The sequence below is a fragment of the Streptomyces sp. NPDC104106 genome, from assembly GCF_055584345.1.
On record NZ_JBVJMF010000008.1, the window covers coordinates 313,281 to 337,260 of the forward strand.

Annotated in this window: 23 protein-coding genes, 2 pseudogenes and 2 riboswitches; of the genes and pseudogenes, 11 read left to right on the top strand and 14 right to left on the bottom strand. The window is 71.2% G+C overall.

Annotated elements, in window-relative coordinates:
- Window positions 1–106: 106 nt before the first annotated feature.
- Window positions 107–733 (top strand): TetR family transcriptional regulator, encoded by a 627-nt coding sequence (locus ACZ60X_RS21425; RefSeq protein WP_469600630.1) that lies wholly within the window; start codon window positions 107–109, stop codon window positions 731–733.
- Here ACZ60X_RS21425 and ACZ60X_RS21430 read toward each other — a convergent pair.
- The gene (locus ACZ60X_RS21430; RefSeq protein ID WP_469600632.1) at window positions 702–1,715 is read right to left on the bottom strand and encodes a helix-turn-helix transcriptional regulator; all 1,014 of its coding nucleotides are present in this window, start codon (window positions 1,713–1,715) and stop codon (window positions 702–704) included. The genes ACZ60X_RS21425 and ACZ60X_RS21430 overlap by 32 nt on opposite strands.
- A gap of 129 nt (window positions 1,716–1,844) precedes the next feature.
- Between ACZ60X_RS21430 and ACZ60X_RS21435 the strand changes: the two genes are divergently transcribed.
- Window positions 1,845–2,468 carry a TIGR03086 family metal-binding protein gene (locus ACZ60X_RS21435; protein WP_469600758.1) on the top strand — a complete coding sequence of 208 codons (624 nt, stop codon included), beginning with the start codon at window positions 1,845–1,847 and terminating at the stop codon, window positions 2,466–2,468.
- A 17-nt stretch (window positions 2,469–2,485) separates the two neighbouring features.
- Here ACZ60X_RS21435 and ACZ60X_RS21440 read toward each other — a convergent pair whose 3' ends face one another.
- Window positions 2,486–3,346, bottom strand: coding sequence for a thioesterase family protein (locus ACZ60X_RS21440; RefSeq protein WP_469600636.1), 861 nt, complete (start codon window positions 3,344–3,346; stop codon window positions 2,486–2,488).
- Window positions 3,347–3,517: 171 nt separating this feature from the next.
- Between ACZ60X_RS21440 and ACZ60X_RS21445 the strand changes: the two genes are divergently transcribed.
- Window positions 3,518–4,768: an alpha/beta hydrolase gene (locus tag ACZ60X_RS21445; protein ID WP_469600639.1), complete on the top strand. Its 1,251-nt coding sequence runs from the start codon at window positions 3,518–3,520 to the stop codon at window positions 4,766–4,768.
- Here ACZ60X_RS21445 and ACZ60X_RS21450 read toward each other — a convergent pair.
- From ACZ60X_RS21450 to ACZ60X_RS21490, 9 genes and pseudogenes are all read right to left on the bottom strand, one after another.
- The gene (locus ACZ60X_RS21450) at window positions 4,677–5,336 is read right to left on the bottom strand and encodes a trimeric intracellular cation channel family protein (protein ID WP_469600642.1); all 660 of its coding nucleotides are present in this window, start codon (window positions 5,334–5,336) and stop codon (window positions 4,677–4,679) included. The genes ACZ60X_RS21445 and ACZ60X_RS21450 overlap by 92 nt on opposite strands.
- Before the next feature lie 85 nt (window positions 5,337–5,421).
- Entirely contained in the window at window positions 5,422–6,966 is a 1,545-nt protein-coding gene (locus tag ACZ60X_RS21455; RefSeq protein WP_469600644.1) for an ABC transporter ATP-binding protein, read from the bottom strand.
- Window positions 6,963–8,060: an ABC transporter ATP-binding protein gene (locus ACZ60X_RS21460; protein ID WP_469600646.1), complete on the bottom strand. Its 1,098-nt coding sequence runs from the start codon at window positions 8,058–8,060 to the stop codon at window positions 6,963–6,965. The genes ACZ60X_RS21455 and ACZ60X_RS21460 overlap by 4 nt, the downstream gene beginning before the upstream one ends.
- Window positions 8,057–9,055, bottom strand: coding sequence for an ABC transporter permease (locus ACZ60X_RS21465; RefSeq protein WP_469600648.1), 999 nt, complete (start codon window positions 9,053–9,055; stop codon window positions 8,057–8,059). Before ACZ60X_RS21465 ends, ACZ60X_RS21460 begins: the two co-directional genes overlap by 4 nt.
- A gap of 110 nt (window positions 9,056–9,165) precedes the next feature.
- Complete coding sequence (locus ACZ60X_RS21470) at window positions 9,166–10,956, bottom strand: ABC transporter substrate-binding protein (protein WP_469600649.1); 1,791 nt, start codon at window positions 10,954–10,956, stop codon at window positions 9,166–9,168.
- Between the two features lie 70 nt (window positions 10,957–11,026).
- Entirely contained in the window at window positions 11,027–12,034 is a 1,008-nt protein-coding gene (locus tag ACZ60X_RS21475; protein ID WP_469600651.1) for an ABC transporter permease, read from the bottom strand.
- Window positions 12,035–12,316: 282 nt separating this feature from the next.
- Complete coding sequence (locus ACZ60X_RS21480) at window positions 12,317–13,153, bottom strand: enhanced serine sensitivity protein SseB C-terminal domain-containing protein (protein WP_469600653.1); 837 nt, start codon at window positions 13,151–13,153, stop codon at window positions 12,317–12,319.
- A 174-nt stretch (window positions 13,154–13,327) separates the two neighbouring features.
- Window positions 13,328–14,119 carry an enhanced serine sensitivity protein SseB gene (locus ACZ60X_RS21485; protein ID WP_469600655.1) on the bottom strand — a complete coding sequence of 264 codons (792 nt, stop codon included), beginning with the start codon at window positions 14,117–14,119 and terminating at the stop codon, window positions 13,328–13,330.
- Between the two features lie 66 nt (window positions 14,120–14,185).
- Window positions 14,186–14,862, bottom strand: a pseudogene (locus tag ACZ60X_RS21490) (AAA family ATPase).
- A 162-nt stretch (window positions 14,863–15,024) separates the two neighbouring features.
- A riboswitch (glycine riboswitch) is annotated at window positions 15,025–15,122 on the top strand.
- Window positions 15,123–15,237: riboswitch (glycine riboswitch) on the top strand.
- Window positions 15,238–15,281: 44 nt separating this feature from the next.
- On the opposite strand from ACZ60X_RS21490, the gene gcvT reads away from it, so the two are divergent.
- The 5 genes from gcvT (at window position 15,282) to ACZ60X_RS21515 (ending at window position 21,441) form a co-directional block, all read left to right on the top strand.
- Entirely contained in the window at window positions 15,282–16,409 is a 1,128-nt protein-coding gene (gcvT, locus tag ACZ60X_RS21495) for a glycine cleavage system aminomethyltransferase GcvT (RefSeq protein ID WP_469600657.1), read from the top strand.
- A 117-nt stretch (window positions 16,410–16,526) separates the two neighbouring features.
- A complete protein-coding gene (gene gcvH, locus ACZ60X_RS21500) occupies window positions 16,527–16,916 on the top strand; it encodes a glycine cleavage system protein GcvH (RefSeq protein WP_469600660.1) in 390 nt (129 codons plus the stop codon).
- A gap of 5 nt (window positions 16,917–16,921) precedes the next feature.
- Window positions 16,922–18,187, top strand: a complete 1,266-nt coding sequence (gene glyA, locus ACZ60X_RS21505; protein ID WP_469600662.1) for a serine hydroxymethyltransferase — start codon at window positions 16,922–16,924, stop codon at window positions 18,185–18,187.
- 69 nt (window positions 18,188–18,256) lie between these two features.
- The gene (locus ACZ60X_RS21510) at window positions 18,257–19,624 is read left to right on the top strand and encodes an L-serine ammonia-lyase (protein WP_469600663.1); all 1,368 of its coding nucleotides are present in this window, start codon (window positions 18,257–18,259) and stop codon (window positions 19,622–19,624) included.
- Window positions 19,625–19,821: 197 nt separating this feature from the next.
- Complete coding sequence (locus tag ACZ60X_RS21515; protein ID WP_469600666.1) at window positions 19,822–21,441, top strand: hypothetical protein; 1,620 nt, start codon at window positions 19,822–19,824, stop codon at window positions 21,439–21,441.
- A 145-nt stretch (window positions 21,442–21,586) separates the two neighbouring features.
- Here ACZ60X_RS21515 and ACZ60X_RS21520 read toward each other — a convergent pair whose 3' ends face one another.
- Window positions 21,587–21,853, bottom strand: coding sequence for a hypothetical protein (locus ACZ60X_RS21520; protein ID WP_469600668.1), 267 nt, complete (start codon window positions 21,851–21,853; stop codon window positions 21,587–21,589).
- Entirely contained in the window at window positions 21,850–22,473 is a 624-nt protein-coding gene (locus ACZ60X_RS21525) for a hypothetical protein (protein ID WP_469600670.1), read from the bottom strand. The genes ACZ60X_RS21520 and ACZ60X_RS21525 overlap by 4 nt, the downstream gene beginning before the upstream one ends.
- A gap of 18 nt (window positions 22,474–22,491) precedes the next feature.
- Here ACZ60X_RS21525 and ACZ60X_RS21530 point away from each other — a divergent pair.
- Window positions 22,492–22,812: pseudogene (locus ACZ60X_RS21530) on the top strand (hypothetical protein); the annotation flags it as partial.
- Between the two features lie 98 nt (window positions 22,813–22,910).
- On the opposite strand, the gene ACZ60X_RS21535 reads toward ACZ60X_RS21530, so the two are convergent.
- Window positions 22,911–23,102 (bottom strand): hypothetical protein, encoded by a 192-nt coding sequence (locus ACZ60X_RS21535; protein ID WP_469600673.1) that lies wholly within the window; start codon window positions 23,100–23,102, stop codon window positions 22,911–22,913.
- Between the two features lie 65 nt (window positions 23,103–23,167).
- Between ACZ60X_RS21535 and ACZ60X_RS21540 the strand changes: the two genes are divergently transcribed.
- On the top strand, window positions 23,168–23,317 hold the full coding sequence (locus ACZ60X_RS21540) for a hypothetical protein (RefSeq protein WP_469600676.1): 150 nt from the start codon (window positions 23,168–23,170) through the stop codon (window positions 23,315–23,317).
- A 102-nt stretch (window positions 23,318–23,419) separates the two neighbouring features.
- Complete coding sequence (locus tag ACZ60X_RS21545; RefSeq protein ID WP_469600678.1) at window positions 23,420–23,974, top strand: glycoside hydrolase family 25 protein; 555 nt, start codon at window positions 23,420–23,422, stop codon at window positions 23,972–23,974.
- The last annotated feature ends 6 nt before the right edge of the window (window positions 23,975–23,980 follow it).

Sequence of the window (23,980 nt, forward strand, 5' to 3'; positions counted from 1 at the left end):
GGTGTGAAGTTTGGGTGAACAGTTGTAGTAACACTTGTTCACTGACTTCGAGTCTAGCGCGTCCCACGGCTTTTCAATTCCAGAGAACAGTTGTTAACTGGATGACATGAGTCACACCCTCGGCATCCGGCAGGCGCAGAAGCAGAAGACCCGGCAGGCGTTCCTCGACGCCGCGCTCGCGCTGCTGGAGGAGCAGAGCCTGAGCAGCCTGGGTCTGCGCGAGGTCACCCGGGCCGTCGGTGTCGCCCCGACCGCCTTCTACCGGCACTTCCGCTCGACCGCCGACCTCGGCGTGGCCCTGGTCGACGAGGCGCTCGGCAGCCTGCACCCGATGGTGCGGACGACGGTGGCCACGGCGGACGGCAGCGAGGAACGCATCGTCCGCGCCATCGAGTTGATCTCCCATCACGTGGACACCCATCCCGCCCATGTCCGCTTCATCGCGCGCGAGCGGCACGGCGGGGTGCAGCCGGTGCGCGAGGCCATCCGGGCCCAACTGGAGCGGTTCGCCGAGGAGGTGAAGACCGAGCTGGCCAAGGACCCGGAGGCCGAGGGCTGGAACGACGACGACCTGTTGATGCTCGCGCACCTCTACGTCGACCAGATGCTCATCACCGCCTCCCTCTTCCTGGAGGCGCAGGAGGCGCCGGCCGAGGAGCGGGAACGGGTCACACGGCTCGCCCGGCGGCAGCTGCGGCTCATCACCGTCGGCCGCAGCCACTGGCTCGACTGACCGACCGTACCGGCCTCGCCTCCCCGGCGCCTCGGTACAGGGCCGTGACGGAACGGGCCCCGGCCAGCAGTTCCGCGCGGGCCTCCGGCGGGTCGAGGACCTCCACCTGGTCGGAGAAGCCCAGGAGTTGGCGCACCGCGCGCAGCACCGGGTACGTCAGCCGGACGGCGGCCCACTCCCCCGCGCCGTCGTCGGGCAGGAGGGTCAGCTCGGCGGCCGCCATCCGCCGGAACAGGTCGAGCCGGTCACGCCGGACCCGGACGGTGACCTCGATCCCGCCCTCCCGCACCTCCACCTGCCGGCGCAACACCTCCCAGACGCCGGCGAGTTCGACGCCCGGCCGGCGCCGCACGGGGTCGTCGAGGAGTCGGGCCGCGTGCACCCGGTCGGCCCGGAACAGCTGCGGGCGCCCGCGCCGGTCGGCGACCAGGTACCAGACCCCGGCCTTGGCGACCAGCCCGTACGGGTCCACGGTGTACGTCCGCGGCTGCCGCTGCCCGCTGTGCCGGTAGCGCAGTCGCAGCCGCCGGTCGGAGAAGACCGCGTCCTGCAGCACCTGCAGCTCCGCGGCCTCCTGGGGTCCGCTGCGCCAGCGGGTGGCGTCGACCAGGATGCGCCGGCTGGTCACCTCGGCGGCGGGCCGGTGCGGCGCCGGGAGCGCGGCCATCACCTTGCGCAGGGCCGAGCCGAGGGCGGCGTCGAGGCCGAGCGCGGCGTGGGCGCCCTGGGCGGCCAGGATGAACAGGGCGCGGGACTCGTCGGCGGTCAGCCCGGTGACGTCGGTGCGGAATCCGGCGAGGAGCTCGATGCCGCCGTGCCGGCCGCGCTCCGCGTACACCGGGACGCCCGAGGCGGACAGCGCCTCGACGTCCCGGTAGATGGTGCGCACCGACACCTCCAGCCGGTCGGCGAGTTCGTGCGCGGGGACCCGGCCCCGGGTCTGGAGGAGCAGCAGGATCGACAGCAGCCGGTCGGATTTCACGCCGCCAGGCTCCCGCCCCCGCGAGGTTGGCGCAAATGTTGACGGCGGTTGTCAGGTTATCCGGGGATGCTCGCAGCACCGACCGACACCGGCGTGCTCCCGCACGAGGAACAGAAGGAAGAGGCACCCATGACCACCACCGGTTTCACCGATCCCCGCCCCGTCTACGCCCGCGCCACCGAGCAGTTCGCCGCGCTGGTGCGGACCGTGCGCCCCGAGGACCTGACCCGGCCGACGCCGTGCAGCGAGTACGACGTACGCGCCCTGCTGGGCCACGTCGTCGGCGGCACCCGGCGCATCGCGGTGGTCGGCGAGGGCGGGGACGGACTCGCCGTCGACCCGGCCGTCGGCGATGTGGCGGACGACGGCTGGGAGGAGGCGTACGACGAGGTCATGACCCGGGTGGTCAAGGCCTGGGAGAGCGACGAGCGGATGACGACGCAGGTGCGCGTGCCCTGGGGCGAGGTGCCCGGCCACGCGGCGCTGTCGGGGTACGTCATGGAGATCGTGACCCACACCTGGGATCTCGCCGAGGCCCTGGGTCGGCCGTTCGAACTCGCCCCCGAACTCGGCGAGTTCGCGCTCGCCACCGCTCGCGCGGTGCTGCCCGACTCGCGCCCCCGCGACGTCGCGTCCCCCCACTCCGCCAATGGCGAGCCGCCTTTCCACGCCCGCTGTCAGGCCCCCGCCGACGCCGGCCCCTACGAGGAGCTGGCGGCCTGGCTGGGCCGCACACCGCTCACCCGGAGCTGACCCCGGCCCGGCGCCGATCAGCCCAGCCGGACCCTGGCGAGCTGTCGGGACTGGGCGACCAGGCGGTCGTCGCTGTCCCAGACCTCGGCGTCCTCCTCCAGGAAGCCGCCGGCCAGGTTGCGGGTGGTGATGGACACCCGCAGCGGGCCGGGGGCCGGGCGGTGGCGGACGTGGACCGTGAGTTCCACCGTGGGGACCCAGCCCTTCAGGCCGATCTCGAAGGCGGTGGGCGGCAGGGCGTCCACCGCGAGCAGCAGCGAGAGGGGGTCCGCGTCACGGCCGTCGGCCAGACCGAACCAGGCGCGCATCTCGCCCCTGCCGGAGGGGGCGCCCAGGGCCCAGCCGAGGGTCGACGGGTCCAGCTTGAGCATCAGCCGGTCGGCGATCGCGGAGCTGCCCTCGACCGGGGCCGGCCCGTCGGCGGGGCCGAGGCACTGGTCCAGCGGCGGGATCGGCGGGGGCGTCGCCGTCGTACGGACGTCGTCCGGGAGGGCGTCGAGGTCGCCGTAGGAGGCGAGGACGCGGATGCGCTCGACCTCCGTGCCCTCGTCGTCGTACTGGTAGAGGGAGGCCTGGCCGGTGGAGAGGGTGCGGCCGGTGCGGACCGTCTCGGTGCGGATGACCGCCGGGCCGGGGCGGGAGGCGGTCAGGTAGTGCGCCGTGACGGTGAAGGGGTCCGGGTGCGGCAGGGTGTCCGCGAGGGCCCGGCCGAGCACGGCCAGCAGGTAGCCGCCGTTGACGGCGCTGATGATGGTCCAGCCGGCCGAGAGGTCGATGTCGTAGACCCCGGGCTCACGCCGGGTGACGGCGGTGTCGCGGTCGAACTCGCTGGCGCCGATGACTGCCGGCGCGGTCGGTGCGAAGGCTCCTTCTGGCATGGACGAACGGTACAACAGGAAACTACTAAGCGGTAGCTTTCTTCTTGCGATACTCTGACCACCCGCCTGCGACCTCGTTCTATGCGCCATCCGGGTGAGGCTCCGGCAATTTCTAAGTAAGTGTCCCTACACGTCCACAACCTCGGACCACGGATTCCCCTCTATGGGGACATGAGCCTCACCGGGACTCCGTTCCTCTACACGGCCATCGTGCTGGCCGTGGTTGCACTGATACTGCCGCTCGCACTGTGGTCGCGGGTGCGCGGGCCCAAGGCCCTGCGTGTCACCTCGCGCGTACTGATGCTGTTCTTCGCCCAGGCCACGGCCATCACCCTCGTCTTCGTACTGGTCAACAACGCCAACAACCTGTACGACAACTGGGCCGACCTGCTCGGCACGGGCAACCACGTCCAGCAGGCCGCCAACCTCGGCGCCGACGGCACGGGCGGAATAGCGTACAAGCGGCTGCCCAAGGTGCAGCAGAAGTTCACCGCGGCCGACGGTCCCGGCATGCGCGCGGCCGGCGGGGTGGAGGTCACCCAGCTCAAGGGCCGGGTGTCAGGCGTGAACGCCGAGGTGTACGTGTGGCTGCCGCCGCAGTACAACGACCCGGCGTACAAGAACAAGAAGTTCCCGGTCGTCGAGCTGCTGTCGGGCTACCCCGGCTCGGCGAAGGCGTGGTTCGGCTCCATGAAGGTGCACGAGCAGCTGGAGCCGCTGATGAAGAGCGGCCAGGTCGCCCCGTTCATCCTGGTCTCCCCGCGCACGAACCTGATCGCCAAGATCGACACCGGGTGCGCCAACATCCCGGGCACCGTGAACGCGGACACCTGGCTGAGCATCGACGTACCGAAGATGATCACGGACAACTTCCGCGCCGAGTCCGCGCCGGACGGCTGGGCCGCGGCCGGCTACTCCGCGGGCGCCCACTGCGCGGCCAAGCTCGCCGTCGCGCACCCCGACCGCTACCGGGCCGCCATCAGCCTCTCCGGCTACAACGACCCGATCGGCGAGCGCAACTCACTGGCCGCGGGCAGCCTGGAGCTGCGGCGGGCCAACAATCCCTACTACATCCTGAAGGGCTACCGCACCCCGCCGCGGATCGCGCTCTACATCTCCGGCGAGAGCGGCGACGGCTACGAGGCCGGTGTGGCGCTGGAACAGATCGCGAAGCCGCCGACGGAGGTGCGGGTGGTGTTCCTGCCCCGCAGTTCCGGACCGCACTCGATGGCGCTGTGGCGGCCGCAGGTGCCCACCGTGTTCGAGTGGCTGACCCGGGTGATGACAGGGCACGGCGGCACCCCGGGCCACACCCGCACGGCGACTCCGCTCAATCCTCTGACACCGTCGACCGGCGGTTCCAGGCGCGCGGAGCTCGCCAGTGGAACCGCATCGCGAGCAGGCGGAGCACGAAAGCCGTGACGACCGCGAGCCCGCTGGTGAACGGGGTCAGCACGTCGTAACGGATGCACAGCACCACCATCGTGGCGCCGACCATCGCTGGGACCGCGTACAGATCGCGGTCCCAGCGCAGCAGTGACGGCACCTCGTTGGCCAGCACGTCCCGGAGCACGCCGCCGCCGACGGCGGTCGCGAGGCCCAGCGTCGCCGACGCGGTCAGGCCGAGGCCGTAGCTGTACGCCTTCGTCGTACCGCTGACGCAGAACAGGCCGAGGCCGGCCGCGTCGAAGACGAGCACCGCCGCCTGGATCCGCTCCACGTGCGGGTGCAGGAAGAAGACGACGAGCGCGGCGAGCAGCGGGGTGACGAAGTACCCGAGGTCGGTGAAGGCGGCCGGGGGTACCGCCCCGATGACCAGATCGCGGAACAGCCCCCCGCCCAGCGCGGTCACCTCGGCGAGGACGGCGATGCCGAACACGTCGAAGTTCTTCCGGACGGCCAGCAGCGCGCCGGAGATCGCGAACACGAAGATGCCGATGACATCGAGCGTGTGCTGGACAGAGGGGCTGAAGAGTGGCTGGAAATGCACCCCGACATTCTCGCCTGCCGGGGCGCATGGACCTTACGAAGCCAGGCTCACAGGGGGGCACCCCTGTGAGCCTGGTAAGCGACTCTTACTTGCCGGTCGACTTCCGGGTCTTCTCCTCGGCAGGAGCCTCGCTCCCCGCGCCGGTCGACGCCTCGGCGGACGCCGCGGCCGGCTCCCCGCCTTCCCCGGTCGGCTCCTCAGCAGACTCCGCGTCGGCTTCCGCGGCGGACTCCTCGGCAGATCCCGCGGCCGGCTCCTCCACGGCCTCCCCGGCAGACTCCGCGTCGGCTTCCGCGGCGGACTCCTCGGCAGATCCCGCGGCCGGCTCCTCCACGGCTTCCCCGGTCGGCTCCCCGGCGGACTCCGCGTCGGCTTCGTCGGCCGGTTCCCGGGAGGATGGGCCCTCGGCCGCCGCCTCCGCCTCGTCGGGCCGCTGGTCGGAGCCCAGCTCGCCCTCGGCGACCGCCGTGGCCAGGGCCTCGGAGGTCTGGGCCGACGCGGCCAGCACCTCGTCGGCGACCAGCTCGGCGGCCTCCTTCGCGGCCGACAGCAGGACGGTGTCCTGCGGCGCCTGGTCCTCGAAGTTCTCCGGGTGGTGGCACGCGACGCGCTGGCCGGGCCGCAGCTCCAGCAGCGGCGGCTCGGTGGTCTTGCAGATCTGCGTCGCCTTCCAGCACCGGGTGTGGAAGCGGCAGCCCGAGGGCGGCGAGATCGGCGAGGGCACGTCGCCCTTGAGCAGGATGCGCTCGCTCTTGGCGTTCTTCCGCTTCGGGTCCGGGATCGGCACCGCGGACATGAGCGCCTTGGTGTACGGGTGCATCGGCGTCCTGTACAGCAGGTCCCGGTCGGCCAGCTCGACGACCTTGCCCAGGTACATCACCGCGATCCGGTCCGACACGTGCCGCACCACCGACAGGTCGTGCGCGATGATCACGTACGTCAGGCCGAGTTCCTCCTGGAGGTCGTCCATGAGGTTCACGACCTGCGCCTGGATCGACACGTCGAGCGCGGAGACCGGCTCGTCGGCGACCACCAGCTTCGGCTTGAGGGCCAGCGCACGGGCGATGCCGATGCGCTGGCGCTGACCGCCGGAGAACTCGTGCGGATAGCGGTTGTAGTGCTCGGGGTTGAGGCCGACCACCGACAGCAGCCGCTGAACCTCCTTCTTGATCCCGCCCTCCGGCTCGACACCCTGGAGCCGGAAGGGGGCTCCGACGATGGTGCCGATGGTGTGGCGCGGGTTCAGCGAGGAGTACGGGTCCTGGAAGATCATCTGCACGTCTCGGCGCATCGGGCGCATGCCCGTCACCCCGAGGTGCGTGATGTCCTTGCCCTCGAACTCGATGGTTCCGCCGGTCGGTTCGAGCAGCCGGGTGATCAGCCGGCCCATGGTGGACTTGCCGCAGCCCGACTCGCCCACCACGCCGAGGGTCTCCCCGGAGCGGACCTCGAAGTCGATCCCGTCGACGGCGTGCACCGCCCCGACCTGCCGCTGGAGCAGGCCCTTCTTGATCGGGAAGTGCTTCTGCAGGCCGGTGACCCTCAGCAGCACCTCGCCGTCGGCGACGCGGCCGTTCTCTTCGCTCTGCCGGGGAGTAGCCCCTGCCTTCTCGGCCTTCTCGTCACTCACAGTTTCGGCGCAATCTCTTCGGTCCAGATCCGCTCCCGCTGCTCCTTGCTCAGGTGGCAGGCGGCCCAGTGCCGGCTGCCGACCTCGGCGAGTTCGGGGCGGACCGTGCGGGTGACGTTGTCCTTCGGCAGGTCGGCGTACGGGCAGCGCGGGTTGAAGGCGCAGCCGGACGGGATGTTGATCAGGGACGGCGGCGAGCCCTTGACCGGGATGAGCCGGTCCTGCTGCTCGCGGTCGAGCCGGGGCATCGAGCCGAGCAGGCCCCAGGTGTAGGGGTGGCGGGGCTCGTAGAACACCTTGTCGGCCGGTCCCCGCTCGACGCAGCGGCCGCCGTACATCACCAGGATGTCGTCGGCCAGTTCGGCGACGACGCCCAGGTCGTGGGTGATGATGATGACCGCGGAGCCGACCTCCTTCTGCAGGTCGCGGATCAGGTCCAGGATCTGCGCCTGGACCGTCACGTCGAGCGCGGTGGTCGGCTCGTCGGCGATCAGCAGTTCGGGGTTGTTCACCAGCGACATGGCGATCATGGCGCGCTGGCGCATACCGCCCGAGAACTCGTGCGGGTAGTTGTCCACCCGCTTGTCCGGCTGCGGGATGCCGACGCGGTCGAGCATCTCGACCGCGCGCTTCTTCGCGGTCTTCTTGTCGACGTCGTGGTGGATCCGGTACGCCTCCACGATCTGCTGCCCGATCGTGTAGTACGGGTGCAGCGCGGACAGCGGGTCCTGGAAGATCATCGCCATCTGGCGGCCGCGCAGCCGGCGCACGTCGTCCGGGTCGGCGGACAGCAGCTCGGTGCCGTCCAGCCAGATCTCGCCGGATATCTGTGCCTTGCGCTTGCCGTACTGGCCCGCGGTGTGCAGGCCCATGATGCCGAGCGAGGTCACGGACTTGCCGGAGCCCGACTCGCCCACGATGCCGAGGGTCTTGCCCTTCTCCAGCTGGAAGCTGAGCCCGTCGACGGACTTCACCAGGCCGTCGTCGGTCGGGAAGTGCACCTTCAGGTCACGCACTTCGAGGAAGGCGGACGGCGCGGGCGAGGACTCGGTGGGCTCGCCGACGGCCGCCCCGCTCTTGCTGAGTTCGGTCATGAGAGCCTCACCCGGGGGTCGATCACGGCGTACAGGAGGTCCACGAGCAGGTTGGCGATGAGCACGGCCAGCGACGTGATCAGGACGACACCGAGGATGATCGGCAGGTCCTGGTTACGGATCGCGTTGAGCACCGCCTGGCCCAGGCCGGGAAGGCTGAACGTGGTCTCGGTGAGGATCGCGCCACCGATCAGGGCGCCGAGGTCCATGCCGAGCATGGTGAGGATCGGCGTCATCGTGGAGCGCATGGCGTGCTTGCCGATGACGACCGGCTCCTTCAGGCCCTTGGCGCGCGCGGTGCGGATGTAGTCCTCGCCCAGGATCTCCAGCATGGTGGCACGGGTGATCCTCGCGTACATCGCGGCGTACAGGAAGGCGAGCGTGATCCAGGGCAGGATCATGCCGCCCAGCCAACTGCCGAAGTTGTCCGTGATGGACACGTACTGGCCGTTGAACCACTTCAGTCCGAAGACGAAGATCGCCGAGGCGAGCAGACCGGTGAAGTAGATGGGCAGGGAGACGCCGGAGAGGGCGACCACCATGGCGCCGCGGTCCCACAGGCTGCCCCGCTTGAGCGCGGAGAGGACACCCGCCGCCACACCGAAGACGAGCCACAACACGGCGGCACCGAGCGCGAGTTCCAGGGTCACCGGGAAACGGCTGGTCAGGACGGGCCAGACAGCCTGCTCACTGCGGAACGAGTAGCCGAAGCACGGCGCCGCGCAGTGGGTGACATCGCCGCCGGCCGCGTAGGTGCGGCCCACGAAGATGCCCTTGAAGAAGTGCCAGACCTGCGCGTAGAGCGGGTCGCTCAGACCCAGCTTCATACGCACCGCCTCGACGGCGGCCGGGTCGGCCTGCTTGCCCACGAAGCTCAGGGCGGGATCGACGCCCGCCCACTTCGGGACCAGGAAGAAGATGCAGAAGACCACCACGATGGTGACCACCAGCATCACTGCGGCAGCGAACAGCCGCCTGATGAGGTAAGCGAGCACAGCGTACGGCCCGCCGCGGATCGCGGGCCGCCGGATTGTGTCCAGCGGCCCGCGGTCACACCGCGCCGGCCTTCACCTGCCTTTCGTGCAGTTCAGCGGGTGTGCCGGGATTACTTCGGGTTCTTCAGACCCAGGTTGACGAAGTCGTACATGCCGTTGTACGCGTCGGACGTGTAGACGTTCGCCAGGTTCGAACCGCGCCAGTTGAGGAACCGCTCGAAGGTGAAGGGCAGGTAGTACGCGCCGTCCATCACCTTGTGGTTGATCTGGGTCGAGATCTCCGCCTTCTTGGCGTCGTCCAGCGTGGCGGTGTACTGGTCGAAGAGGCCGTCGATCGACTTGTCGTTGATCAGGGCGTAGTTGTTGTTACCGCTCTGCTGGATGTAGCGGCTGTCCCACAGCGGGCGGCCGTAGCCCTGGACGGTCGGGAAGTCCGGGCCCCAGCCCATGATGATGATGCCGTAGCCCTTCTTCTGGACGTTCGAGGGGCTGCCGATGATGCCGGTGGTCTGCGAGCCGTCGTACTGGTCGATCTGGGCGTTGACGCCGATCTTCTTCAGCGCCGCCTGGAGCGACTCGGCGGTGGCGACCTCGGCGGGCTTGTTGTTGCGGACCGCGATGGTGGTGCTGAAGCCGTTCGGCTGGCCGCACTGCTTCAGCTCGTCCTTGGCCTTGGCGACGTCGCCGTTCTTGCCGGAGCCTGCGATGTTGTACGGGTCGTACTTCTGGCCCTCGGCGCCGGCGACCGACGGCGGGAGCATGTTGGTGCCGATGTCACCACCGGCGATCGGGCCGCCGCGCGCGGTCTGGATGGACACGTGGTCGGCGCCGTAGATCACGGCCTTGCGGCAGTGGACGTTGTCGAACGGCTTGACGCTCTGCGGGAAGACCCCGTAGCGGACGTAGCCGGAGACCGGGTTGTCCAGGTTGCCCTTGTCCTGCTTCAGCGCGGTCTGGCGGCCCTGCGGGGACAGACCGGTCTGGGTCATGTCCAGCTGGTAGTCGCCGTTGATCAGACGCTGGTCGAGGTCGTTGGCGTTGCTGAAGAACTTGATGCTGACCTTGTCCGGGTACGCCTTGCGGACCGGGTCCGAGGAGGCGTTCCACTTGTCGTTGCGCACCAGGACCAGCGACTTGCCGGGGTCGTACGACTGGAACTTGTACGGGCCCGAGGAGAACGGGTGCAGCGCGTACTTGGACTTGGTGTCCATGTCCTGCCGGACCGGGGACGCCGAGGGCAGCGCCAGCATGTCCGGGAAGTCCGCGTTGGGCTTGGGCAGGTGGAAGACGATCGTCTTCGCGTCCGGCGTCTCGATCGCCGACAGGCCCAGGTGGTCCTTGCTGGTGTCCTTGTACGGGCCCTTGTACTTGCCGTCCGGGTCCAGGACGTCCTTCAGGTACGTGGGACCGCCGGAGAGCACGTCCTGCGCCCACACGCGCTCGATGCCGTACTTGATGTCCTGGGAGGTGATGGCCTTGCCGTCCTCCCAGGTGATCCCGTCCCGCAGGGTGAACGTGTAGGTCTTGCCGTCGGCCGAGACCTTACCCGTGTCGGTGGCCAGGTCGGGGACGACCTTCGACCCGTCCTTGCCCGGCGCCGTGGCGTAGGTGACCAGCTGGCGGGCGTAGTAGCGGGAGAAGTTCCACATGAAGCCGTAGTAGCCACGCGTGGTGTCCCACGAGTCGGCGTCCTGGGCGGACGCGAACTTCAGCTCGCCGCCCTTCTTGGCCAGCGACGCCTGGGCGACCTTGTTGTTGGCGGCGTCGAAGCCGGCAGCGCCGTTCTTCGAGTCGCTGCCGCCGTTGCCACCGCCGCACGCCGCCGTGGTCAGCAGCCCGGCGACCACTGCGGCAGCGGCAAGGGCCTGCTTGCGCCGCCCTGAGGTGCGTTGGGTAGTCACGATCTCGGATCCTCCGGAATTGATGAGAGACCCCGTGGCTGAGCACACGGGACGCTAGGGGTGCGGCGGTTCAGCGGGAGGCCTTCGGGTCCAGCGCGTCGCGCACGCCGTCGCCGAAGAGGTTGAACGCCAGCACGGTGATGAAGATCGCCACGCCCGGGATCACCATGTACATGGGGTCCGAGTCGTAGTAGTCGATCGCGCTCGACAGCATCTGGCCCCACGAGGGGGTCGGCGGCTTGACGCCCACACCCAGGAAGCTGAGCGCCGCCTCGGTGAGGATGTTGGTGGGGATCATCATCGTCGTGTACACGATGATCGGTGCGACCAGGTTGGGCAGCAGTTCCTTGAAGAGGATGTAGAAGCGGCCCGCGCCCAGCGAGCGGGCGGCCTCGACGTACTCGCGCTCACGCAGCGAGAGCGTCTGGCCGCGCACCACGCGGCCGATGTAGGGCCAGCCGAAGAAGCCGATGACCAGGATCATCACGAACAGGCGCACGCCCGTGCCGGTCAGCCCCAGCATGCTGTTCGGCATGACGGAGACCAGGGCGATGATGAAGAGCAGCTGCGGGAAGGCCAGCAGACCGTCCATCACACGGCTGATGAGCGAGTCGACCCAGCCGCCGAAGAAGCCGGCCAGGATGCCGAGGATCGTGCCGAGGACGACGGCGACCAGGGCGGACAGGAAACCGACCAGCAGGGAGACCTGTGAACCGTAGATGATGCGCGCGAAGATGTCGCGGCCGTTGACCGGTTCGACACCGAGCAGGTGGTCGCCGCTGATGCCGCCCAGCGATCCCTTGGGCGTGCTGAACAGCGGGTCGATGAGGTTCTCGTGGTAGACGTCCGGGTCCTGCCCGACGAGGCTCGTGATCACCGGCGCGAGCAGCGCGACCAGGATGAGGAGCAGCACGACGACGCCGCCCGTCAGGGCGAGTTTGTCCCGCTTCAGGCGCTCCCAGGCGATCCGTCCCAGGGAACGGCCCTGAACGGCCTTCGCGTCGGCGGCGGCGACCGCCGCTTCCTCGGCCGCACCCGGGGCCGCTTCCGCGGCCGGCTCGTGCAATGGTGCCGTCATTAGGCTGGGACCCCTCTCAACCGGCGGTAGCCGGCCCGCACTTGCCGCTGGTAGCGGCATCAATCAGTCCGTCGTACACAGGGGCGAACCCCTTGAAGGGGGAGTCTTCAATGCCCGCGCGACAAGCCGCCAGCCTTGACGGCGAATGGATGCGCAACCGTGATGCAAGCAGGCGTTTCCTGGTATGCGGACAGTGAATTGCGGCGAGCGGACGGTAAGCGGGGACGAATCGGCCGAGTTGGTGGCCGAAAGCCGAGGTCGGCGGAGCCGGGGCCGGGCGGGTCAGTAGCCGCCGGGCACCGGCGGATAGCCGTAGCCGGCGGCCGGCGCCTGCGGCCGCGGGGGCGCCTGGAGCTGCGGCTGGGGCTGCGGGTTCGTCGGGGGGAGGGCCGCGTGGGCGTCGCGGTCGTAGAACGGGCGGGCGTTGCCCCGCATCCACATCACGACCGGGTCGTGGTCGTCGCTCATCGCGACGGTGGAGACCGGCAGGCCCTCGGGGACGGCGGCGACGGACTGCTGCATCATGGCGCGCACCGAGTCGACGGCGGCCGGGGAGGTGTCGTAGAGGTCGAGGCCGATGGCGAGGTACGGCGCGCCGAGCGCGGGCTGCACCCAGGCGCGGCGCAGGGAGCGCAGGGCGGGGGTGTGGTGGGCGTTCTGCGCGAGCAGGGCGTAGAACTGCGGGATCTCGATGCCCGGTTCGGTGAGCCGGAGGGGGCCGGCGGGCTGGCGGTCCAGGCCGGTGGCGATGCGCCGCAGATCGAGCCAGGGGATGCCGACGCCGCCGCCCGGGGCGTGCGGGTTGAGCCAGAGGCCGTAGTGGTCGGGGTAGAGGGTGCGGGCCACGTCGAGGCCGTCGACGACCTCGTACGAGCGGTTCCAGCCGCTGGCCGACAGCTCCTGCGCGGAGGTGACGCAGGGCGCGTACGGGAGGCCGTCGACCTCCATGGTCCCGTACTGCGCGTCCGGGGTGCCGGCCTGGCCGCGCCACAGGAGCATCCAGATCTGGCCGGAGGCGGGGGTGGCGAGGGCGCGCAGCAGGGCCTCGTAGGCGTCGTAGCGTCCGGGCGTGACCTGGCTCAGCGTGTGCTCGACGCTGCCGCTGTGGCTCGCGCTCACCTGTCGTGCCCTTCTCTTTTGCGTGCCCCGTGTGTGGGGACAGCTTATGCGCCCGGCGGGGCGCCGCCCTGGGCGCGTGCGCGGCTCAGTGGTGGGTTGTTCGCGCCCCTGCGGAGCAGCCGCGCATCGGACAGGGCCCCGCGCCCCTCGGGGCCGCTGCCGTCGGGCCGGCTCCTAGAGGCCGTATTGATAGAAGGGCCGCACGCTCGTCTTCATCCACTGGGCCACCGGGTCGTCCGTGACGTCCAGGAGGACCAGGCTGACCGGCCAGGCGACCGGGACGCGGCCCAGGGCGCGGCCGAGGGCGTCCATGGGGCGGGTGCGCAGGTCGCCCTCCCACTGGGAGAGTTCGACGCCGACGAACATGACCGGGTCGTCCGTCTCGACGGCGGCCAGGCAGCGGCGGGCGGTGAGGACCACGCCGGTCCCGGCGAACTCGGCGGACGCGGCGGAGAGGAAGTCGACCGGGTCGTCCTGCCAGTCGGGCTCGAAGAGGCGGACCCGGCCGCCGGTGTTCGGGCCGTCGAGGGGGGTGCGGCCGGCGCGGCACAGCTCGGCCACGGCGGCGGGCGGGAGCGGGATGCCGACCAGCGCGTCCGCGTTCACCGCGAGGCCGACCTGCGGGGGCAGGCCGCGCGCGAACTCGACGGCGGGGGCGATGGTGTACGCCATGTGGGGGCCGGCCGCCATGCGCAGCTGCTCCTCGGAGCTGAAGACGGGGACGTAGGCCTGGCCGTCGATCTCCAGCGTGGGCAGGTCGAGCGGGCCGCTGCCGGGGCCGCCGCCTTGGGGCAGCGGGATCCACAGGAAGCTGCGGCCCAGGACCTCGATGATCCGGCCGGCCGCGGCGGGTACGCCGAGGGAGGCCGCGAGCACCTCCTCCAGCTCGTTGCCGGGCCAGCCGCCGTGCGGGTGGGGGTGCGTCTGTGCCGGGAAGTCCGCGGGAATGTCCGCCGGGAAGTCCATCTGCCTACCGCCTGCTGGGAACCACTGCTGTGACCATGAAGGCTAGCGGGTGCCTGCGACAACCCCTCACCCTGTGAACACGATCCGGCGCAGGGCGTCCGCCGCGGGCCGGTCCAGCAGGGTTGCCGACGCCGGCGGGCAGCTCGCCCCGCTCCACCACGGCGAGCAGGCGGGCGGTCGTACGGCGGTGCCGGGCGAAGGCGTAGCGGGAGACACCCCGGCCGCGCTCGCGCTGGCCCGCGCGGGCGGCGGCGTAGGTGACGTCGAGCAGCAGCAGGTGCAGGGTGCCGCCACGGCGGCGGGCCTCGCGGGCGAGCAGGCCGCGCGCCCAGCTCCGGGTGCCGCAGGCGTGCACGACGACCCCCTCTCCGGTGCGCAGGGCGCGGCGCAGCCCGGCGATGGGGGTTCCCCCGCGCGAGCGCAGCCGAGCGTGGGGGAGGGCGAGGCGGACCAGGGGGGCGGTAGAGCGCGTAGGGCAGGAAGCGGGCATGCGCGCCTCCCAGCGGTCGCGGGTGTCCTGGGAGTCGACGCGGCGGCCGGGGACCGCGCGGTCCGTCAAGGTGGACTTTGCCGCTGCCGGGCAGGCCCGTGACCACCACCAGGCCGCCGGGGCCGAAGAGCAGGGCGTGCGGGCCGCGGCCCGCCCGGTCGCGCAGGTCGCGGACGACCGGGGCCGGCGCGGGACGCTGCCTCGGCACCGCGATGCCGGTGGTGGCGGTGGCGTACACCGGGGTCCTGTTCACCGTGATCGCCCTCCCCTGTCGACTCGGTAACAGTCATTCCCGTTACGAGTAAAGAGAAGGTAATGGACGGTGTCGGCGGCGGGGTCCGCTCCCTGCCACAGGTCGGTTACAAAAGCCCGCTCGCCGTGCAATGATGTGGCCGCCAACTGCATACCGGCCGCTTGAATCCGCGCGGGAGAGTTCCCAGCAGCCTTCGCTGGGACGCCGAAGGAGCAAGTCCCTCCCTTGAATCTCTCAGGCACCGTTACCGCGCGGGCGAGGCACATCTGAAAAGCGGGCCGCTCCCGGACAGCGGCTCCACCCAAGGTGCAAGCCGTGATCGTCCTCGTGGCGGTCCCGGCGAACCTCTCAGGTTCCGATGACAGATGGGGAGGAACGTTCCTCGCCCCATCCCTGTTGCCCTGGGAGACGACCGACCGATGAGCAGTACCGAACCCACCGAGCTGCGCCGTACCGCGCTGGACGCGCTGCATCGCTCGCTCGGTGCGACGATGACCGACTTCGCCGGCTGGGACATGCCCCTGCGCTACGGCTCCGAGCGCGACGAGCATGTCGCGGTGCGCACGAACGCCGGTCTGTTCGACCTCTCCCACATGGGCGAGATCACCGTGACCGGCGCCGAGGCGGCCGCCTTCCTGAACCACGCCCTGGTCGGCGACATCGCCTCCGTCGGCGTCGGCCGCGCCCGCTACACGATGATCTGCCGGGCCGACGGCGGCATCCTGGACGACCTGATCGTCTACCGGCTCGCCGAGACCGAGTACATGGTGGTCGCCAACGCCTCCAACGCCCAGGTGGTGCTGGACGCCCTCACCGAGCGCGCGGCCGGCTTCGACGCCGAGGTCCGCGACGACCGGGACGCCTACGCGTTGATCGCCGTCCAGGGCCCTCAGTCCCCCGGCATCCTGAAGTCCCTCACCGACGCCGACCTCGACGGCCTGAAGTACTACGCCGGCCTGCCCGGCACCGTCGCCGGCGTCCCGGCCCTGATCGCCCGCACCGGCTACACCGGCGAGGACGGCTTCGAGCTGTTCGTGAAGCCGGAGCACGCGGTGGAGCTGTGGCAGGCGCTGACCGAGGCCGGCGAGGGCGTCGGCCTGGTGCCGTGCGGGCTGTCCTGCCGGGACACCCTGCGCCTGGAGGCGGGCATGCCGCTGTACGGGCACGAGCTGACCACCTCGCTGACCCCGTTCGACGCCGGACTCGGCCGCGTGGTCAAGTTCGACAAGGAGGGCGACTTCGTCGGGCGCGAGGCGCTCGCCCAGGCCGCCGCGCGCGCGGAGCAGAACCCGCCGCGGGTCCTCGTCGGGCTGGTCGCCGAGGGCCGCCGCGTCCCGCGCGCCGGGTACGCCGTCGTGGCCGGCGGCGCGGTGATCGGCGAGGTCACCTCCGGCGCCCCCTCCCCCACCCTGGGCAAGCCGATCGCCATGGCCTACGTCGACGCGGCGCACGCGGCACCCGGTACCGAGGGCGTCGGCGTGGACATCCGCGGCAGCCACGAGCCGTACCGGGTCGTGGCGCTGCCGTTCTACAAGCGCCAGAGGTAAAAGACTGGGCGCGAGGCGTCCACGCGACGTGACGCTGCGCACATTTCCGCTGCTCAGCAGCGAATCCAGCCCTCCCCCCTTCATCAGCACTCCCGCGCGTACAGGAGAATTCAGGCCATGAGCAACCCCCAGCAGCTGCGCTACAGCAAGGAGCACGAGTGGCTGTCGGCCGCCGACGCGGACGGCGTCTCGACGGTCGGCATCACGGAACACGCGGCCAACGCGCTCGGCGATGTCGTCTTCGTCCAGCTCCCCGAGGTCGGCTCCACGGTGACCGCGGGCGAGACCTGCGGCGAACTGGAGTCGACCAAGTCGGTCTCCGACCTGTACTCGCCGGTCAGCGGTGAGGTCACCGAGGCCAACCAGGACGTCGTCGACGACCCGTCGCTGGTGAACTCCGCCCCCTTCGAGGGCGGCTGGCTGTTCAAGGTCCGCGTCGCGGAGGAGCCGGCCGACCTGCTCACCGCCGACGAGTACACCGCCGAGACCAGCGGCGAGGAGTCGTAATCCGCATGACCGTCCTGAACACGTCCCTGCACGAGCTGGACCCGGAGATCGCCGCCGCGGTCGACGCCGAGCTGAGCCGCCAGCAGTCCACGCTGGAGATGATCGCCTCCGAGAACTTCGCGCCGCTCGCGGTGATGGAGGCGCAGGGCTCGGTGCTGACCAACAAGTACGCCGAGGGCTACCCCGGCCGGCGCTACTACGGCGGCTGCGAGCACGTCGACGTCGCCGAGCAGATCGCCATCGACCGGGTCAAGGAGCTGTTCGGCGCCGAGTACGCCAACGTCCAGCCGCACTCCGGCGCCTCCGCCAACCAGGCGGCCCTGTTCGCGCTCGCCCAGCCCGGTGACACCATCCTCGGTCTGGACCTGGCGCACGGCGGCCACCTGACCCACGGCATGCGCCTGAACTTCTCCGGCAAGCAGTTCGACGTGGTCGCCTACCACGTCGACCCGGAGACCGGTCTGGTCGACATGGCGGAGCTGGAGAAGCTCGCCAGGGAGCACCGCCCGAAGGTGATCATCGCCGGCTGGTCGGCGTACCCGCGGCAGCTGGACTTCGCCGAGTTCCGCCGGATCGCCGACGAGGTCGAGGCGTACCTGTGGGTCGACATGGCCCACTTCGCCGGCCTGGTCGCGGCCGGGCTGCACCCGAACCCGGTCGAGTACGCGGACGTGGTCACCTCCACGACCCACAAGACCCTCGGCGGCCCGCGCGGCGGCATCATCCTCGCCAGGAAGGACTTCGCGAAGAAGCTGAACTCCTCCGTCTTCCCGGGCTTCCAGGGCGGCCCCCTGGAGCACGTGATCGCGGCGAAGGCGGTCTCCTTCAAGGTGGCCGCGGGCGAGGAGTTCAAGGAGCGCCAGCGCCGTACGGTGGAGGGTGCCCGCATCCTCGCCGAGCGCCTGACGGCGGCGGACGTGCGTCAGGCCGGGGTGGACGTGCTGTCCGGCGGTACGGACGTGCACCTGGTCCTGGTCGATCTGCGCGCCTCGGAACTGGACGGCCGGCAGGCCGAGGACCGGCTCCACGAGGTCGGCATCACGGTCAACCGCAACGCCGTCCCGAACGACCCGCGTCCTCCGATGGTCACCTCGGGCCTGCGCATCGGCACCCCCGCCCTCGCCACCCGCGGCTTCACGGCCGAGGACTTCGCCGAGGTCGCGGACGTGATCGCCGAGGCACTGAAGCCGTCGTACGACGCGCAGGCCCTCAAGGCGCGCGTGGAGGCGCTCGCCGACAAGCACCCGCTGTACCCGGGTCTGAACAAGTAAGTCCCCCGGTGGGGCACCCTGGGAAAGGGTGCCCCACCACCCCCTTTCCTGCTGTCTTGAGGAGTGACCGTGGCCATCTCGGTCTTCGACCTGTTCTCGATCGGCATCGGCCCGTCCAGCTCCCACACGGTCGGTCCGATGCGGGCGGCGCGCATGTTCGCCCGCCGGCTGCGCAACGAGGGCCTGCTCGGCCCGGTGGCGTCCCTGCGCTGCGAGCTGTACGGCTCCCTCGGCGCGACCGGCCACGGCCACGGCACCCCGAAGGCGGTGCTGCTCGGCCTGGAGGGCGCCTCGCCGCGCACGGTGGACGTCGAGACGGCCGACGACCGGGTGGCCGCGATCAAGGCGGCGGGACGGCTGAAGCTGCTGGGCGAGCACGAGATCCCGTTCTCCTTCGACGACGACCTCGTCCTGCACCGCCGCAAGGCCCTGCCCTACCACGCCAACGGCATGACGATCCGGGCGTACGACGCCGAGGGCGCCGAGCTGCTGACGAAGACGTACTACTCGGTCGGCGGCGGCTTCGTCGTGGACGAGGACGCGGTGGGCGCGGACCGCATCGTGCTCGACGACACGGTCCTGAAGCACCCCTTCCGCACCGGCGACGAGCTGCTGCGCCTGACGAACGAGACGGGCCTGTCGATCTCCTCGCTGATGCTGGAGAACGAGCGGGCCTGGCGCACGGAGGAGGAGATCCGGGCGGGCCTGCTGGAGATCTGGCGCGTGATGCGCGAGTGCGTCCAGCGCGGTATGAGCCGGGAGGGCATCCTGCCCGGCGGTCTGAAGGTCCGCCGCCGCGCGGCCGTCTCCGCCCGCCAGCTGCGCGCCGAGGGCGACCCGCTGGCGCACGCGATGGAGTGGATCACGCTCTACGCGATGGCGGTGAACGAGGAGAACGCGGCCGGCGGACGCGTGGTGACCGCCCCGACGAACGGCGCGGCGGGCATCATCCCCGCAGTCCTGCACTACTACATCAACTTCGTGCCCGGCGCCGACGAGGACGGCGTGGTCCGCTTCCTGCTGGCAGCCGGCGCGATCGGCATGCTGTTCAAGGAGAACGCCTCCATCTCCGGCGCCGAGGTCGGCTGCCAGGGCGAGGTCGGCTCGGCCTGCTCGATGGCCGCGGGCGCGCTGGCGGAGGTGCTCGGCGGCAGCCCCGAGCAGGTCGAGAACGCGGCCGAGATCGGCATGGAGCACAACCTGGGCCTGACCTGCGACCCGGTCGGCGGCCTGGTCCAGATCCCGTGCATCGAGCGCAACGGCATGGCCGCGGTGAAGGCGGTCACGGCCGCCAAGATGGCGATGCGCGGCGACGGCTCCCACAAGGTGTCCCTGGACAAGGTCATCAAGACCATGAAGGACACCGGCGCCGACATGTCCGTCAAGTACAAGGAGACGGCCCGGGGCGGCCTTGCGGTGAACATCATCGAGTGCTGAGGTGAACCCCGTGACGGGTGGGGTGCCGGCGGGCGCGGTGGTGACGGGCGGGGCGGCGCGTGTGCGCGTGCCGGTGGGCGCGGACGCGGAGCGGTGGGTCACCCGGGCCGGCTGCCGCCGTGTCCTGTTCGTCGTGCACAACGTGACCTCGGCGACGGCTGCTGGACGTCCTCCCGCTGCTCTCCGGCGACCTGCGCGTGCAGATGGTCGCCGCCTGCACCGGCTCCTCCCCGTTCCTGGCCGGAGTGCCCGGGCTGCTGGCCCGCGCGGGCCTGCCGGTCCTGCCCTGGGAGCAGGCAAGACAGACGCCCTTCGACCTTGCCGTGTCGGCCAGCTACGGCGGCGAACTGGCCGCCGTCCAGGGCAAGTTGGCCGTTCTGTCACACGGCGTCGGCTACAATAAGAGGCTGGCAACACCGGACAACACCGGACAACACCGGACAACACCGGTCTTCGGCCCGGCGCCCGACTGGCTCCTCCACGACGGACGGCCCCTCGCCGACGCCACCGTCCTCTCCCACCCCGAGCAACTGGAGCGGCTGCGCTCGGCCTGTCCGCAGGCGGCGCCCACGGCAGCGCTCGCCGGTGATCCGTGCTACGACCGCATCCTCGCCGCCCTCCCCCAACGCGCCCGCTACCGCCGGGCGTTGGGCGTGGGCCCCGGCCAGCGGCTGATCGTCGTCAGCTCCACCTGGGCCTCCCGCTCCCTCTTCGGCGGCACCGCGGAGCCGGCGGCGGACGATCTGCTGCCCTGGCTGCTGTCCCGTCTGACGGCGGAGCTGCCCGCCGACGAGTACCGGACCGTCGCGGTCCTGCACCCGAACATCTGGTACGGCCACGGCCCCGGACAGGTCCGGGCCTGGCTGGACGGCGCCCGGCGGGCCGGCCTCGACACGATCGACCCCCTCGACGGCTGGCGCCAGGCCCTGATCGCCGCCGACTGCGTCCTCGGGGACCACTCCAGCGTCACCTACTACGCGGCGTCCATCGGCGTCCCCGTCCTGCTCGGGGCCTTTGCCCAGCAGGACCTCGACCCGCTCTCCCCCGTCGCCGCCCTCGGCCGTACGGCGCCCCGGCTGGATCGCCGGGGCGGGCTGCGCGCCCAGATCGAGCGCGCTGTCGCGGCCCACGATCCCGGCCGGTACAAGGAGCTGGCGGAGCAGACCAGTTCCGCGCCGGGCGAGTCGGCCGCCCTCCTGCGCCGTCTGTTCTACGGCCTCATGGACCTGCCCGAGCCGGACGGGCACCCCGCGCTGCTCGACCCGCTGCCGCTGCCGCCGTACCTGCCCGCCCGGCGCACCGCCCCGGTCCGCGTGTTCGCCGGCGCTCCCGGCACGGACCCGCCGGAGGTCGCCGTCGTCCGGCACGCCGTGGCCGGGGCCGGAGCCGACCCGTCGGACCTCCCGGCGTGGGTCGACTCGGCGCACACGCCGGTGGACGAGGAGACGCGGGAGACCGCCGGCTGGACCTTGCCGACGTCGTCGTGCGGTACGCGGCCGGGGACGACCCACGGCTCGGGCCGCCGGCCGCCTGGACGGCGGAGACGCTTCAGCGTCACCCGCGGGCTGGCCGCCTATGTGGACGGGCCGGACCGCTGTGTGGTGCGCACCCGCGAGGGGGACCTCGTGCGGCTGTCCGCCGCCGCGGACCCCGACGGGCGGGCCGACCTGTGCGATCCCGCCGCCTACGCCTCCGCGCTGCACGCCTGGCTCGCGGGCGGCCGGGACCTGGCCGCGGCGGTGCCCGTGCTCACCGTGCGCACCGGCGCCGCGGCGCACCGCGTCACCGTCGAACCGCTTTCCGCGGGCCATCGCTGAACGGCTCCCGGGCACCGCGGGGGAGCCGGTCCGGGACCACGTGAGCCGAGCCGAGCGGCGTCGGGCCGCCCGCCCCGGACCCGTGCCGAGCCGCTCACCGGCCGGCCGGTGAGCGCCAGGCCGGGAGCCAGACCGGAATCAGGGGTCAGTCGGCCGGCTCGGCCAGGCGGGCCCGCACGCGGGCGAGGCCGAGCCGGTCCCCGTTCGCCTCGTACTGGGCGGCGGCGGTGCGCAGGTCCGCCACCTCCTGCGCCCGGCGGCCCGCCAGGCGGTGGCAGCGGGCCCGCGCCTCGACGGCGTCGGCCAGTTGCAGCCCCGCGCCCGCCGCTGACATCACCGTGACCGCCTCGTCCAGGCACACGCGCGCCTGCTCCGCGTCCCCGGCCGCCAGGTGCGCGTCTCCCAGGCTCATGTAGACGCGGCCCGCGTTGTAGCCGTCGCCGCCGCCCGGCAGCCGGCGGAACCGGGCGAGGCGCCGGCGAGGTCGGCGAACAGCACCCCCTCGGGAAACCGCGCCCGCAGTTCGTTCGCGCAGTGCACGGCGGCGGCGGTCTTGCCGATGCCGCCGGGCCCGGTGAGGACGGCGACGGCGGGCGCGCCCGGTGGGCGGTCCTCCTCGTCCAGCAGGTCCGTGAGCCAGGCGAGCACCTCGGTGCGGTCGGTGAAGGCCGCCGTCACCGGCGGCAGCATCTGCGGACGCGAGGCGCCGTGTGCCACGGCGGGCACGGTGCGCGGTGACAGCCAGGCGGCCTCCCGGACCCATTCCGTCGCCTCGCGGGCGAACTCCGGCGATCTGCGGGCGAGTTCGAGCAACTGCCGGGCAGCCGCCGTCTGCTCGGACTCGGTGACGGGGAGGGTCGGCCCGCCCGGACCGGCTGTCGCCGCCCCCGGGTCCTGCCCGCAGCGGCCCCGGCTCAGCAGGTCGTACAGCCGCTCGGAGATGCGCCGGCCCGCCTCGCCGCCCGCTCCGGAGAGGGCACCGGAGGCGACCGTGCCGACGGCCGACAACGCCACACCCATCAACGGTTCCATCACGGAAATCCCCCCAGCGTGAGCAAGCGCTGGCGGGTCAGTCACAGCAACCCGCTCGGCGACGACAACAACTGCGAGGACGCGAAGACCCCGGCCGAGCTGTACAGCAAGAACCGCAACCAGGACTTCGGCAGCTGCCTCGACAACATCGCGGCCTGGAACCAGCTCCACCCCGACCACCCGCCGAACACCTTCAAGATCGAGATGAAGGCGGGGTTCAACAACGACGCCGGGCTCGGTCCGGACGCGTTCGACACCCTGATCGACCAGAAGCTGGGCGGCAGCGTCTACAAGCCGTCCGACCTGCTGGGCTCGCGGTACTCGACGCTGGACTCGGCCGCGAAGGCGAACGCCTGGCCGAGCCGGGACGCCCTCAAGGGCAAGTTCCTCTTCGAGGTGATCCCCGGCACCGTGGAGATGAAGAACCCCTTCGACCACTACTGGACGGACCAGGAGTACGGCGACCACCTGCGCGACCTGTACGCGGCCGGGAACATCTCGCGGGCCGAGGCCTTCCCCACGGTGCTGGGCGCGGCGAACGGCGACCCCCGGGCGAGCCGCTGGACCTCCGACACCTCGATCAGGCCCTGGTTCGTGTTCTTCGACGGCGACGCGGCGACGTATGTCAACAATGGCTACGACACGTCGTTCTACGCCGCGAACCACTACCTCCTGATCACCGGACGCCGCCGGCGTGTCCCCCGCGATCTCCTCGACCAGCCCCACGGACGCCGAAGTGGCGGCCCGGCTGGCGCTGTTGGCCCGGGACCACGCGAGCATCATCACCTCGGACTGGTCGGCGAAGTCGGCGTCGGTACTCAGTTCGGTGGTCGACGGGGGGTGACGTTTCCCCCGCGCGGGGCGGATCGGGCGTGCCATCGTGGGGCATCACTCAACCAGCAAGGCCAACTCCTTATCCCCCACCGGCACGTCGAGGAGTCCCCACATGCTCCATGGCATCGATGTCAGCGCGTACCAGTCGTCCTCGTACGACACGAGCGGCCTCTCCTTCGCCTTCATCAAGGCGACGGAGGGCCGCACGTACGCCAACCCCCACGCCTCCGCCCAGGCCAAGACCGCCCGCGACGCCGGACTGGTCGTCGGCTTCTACCACTTCCTGTGGCCCGGCGACCTCACCGCCCAGGCCGAGTACTTCGTGACCGCGGCCCCCTCCCGGGAGGGCGACGTCCTCGCCGTCGACTGGGAGACCACGGGCGACGGCACCCGGGCGAGCAACGCCGAGAAGGACACGTTCATCCGCAAGGTGAAGCAGCTCCGGCCGCACCACCGGGTCGTGCTCTACACGAACAGGGACTTCTGGTTGAACGTCGACACGACGTCCTACGCGGGCGACGGCCTCTGGATCGCCGACTACGTCACGGCGGGCCGGCCCCGCATCAAGGCGAAGTGGCTCTTCCACCAGTACACCAGCGAACCCCACGACAAGGACGTGGCGAACTTCGCCGGCCTGGCGGACCTGAGGAGCTGGGCCGCGGGCTGAGGGCCG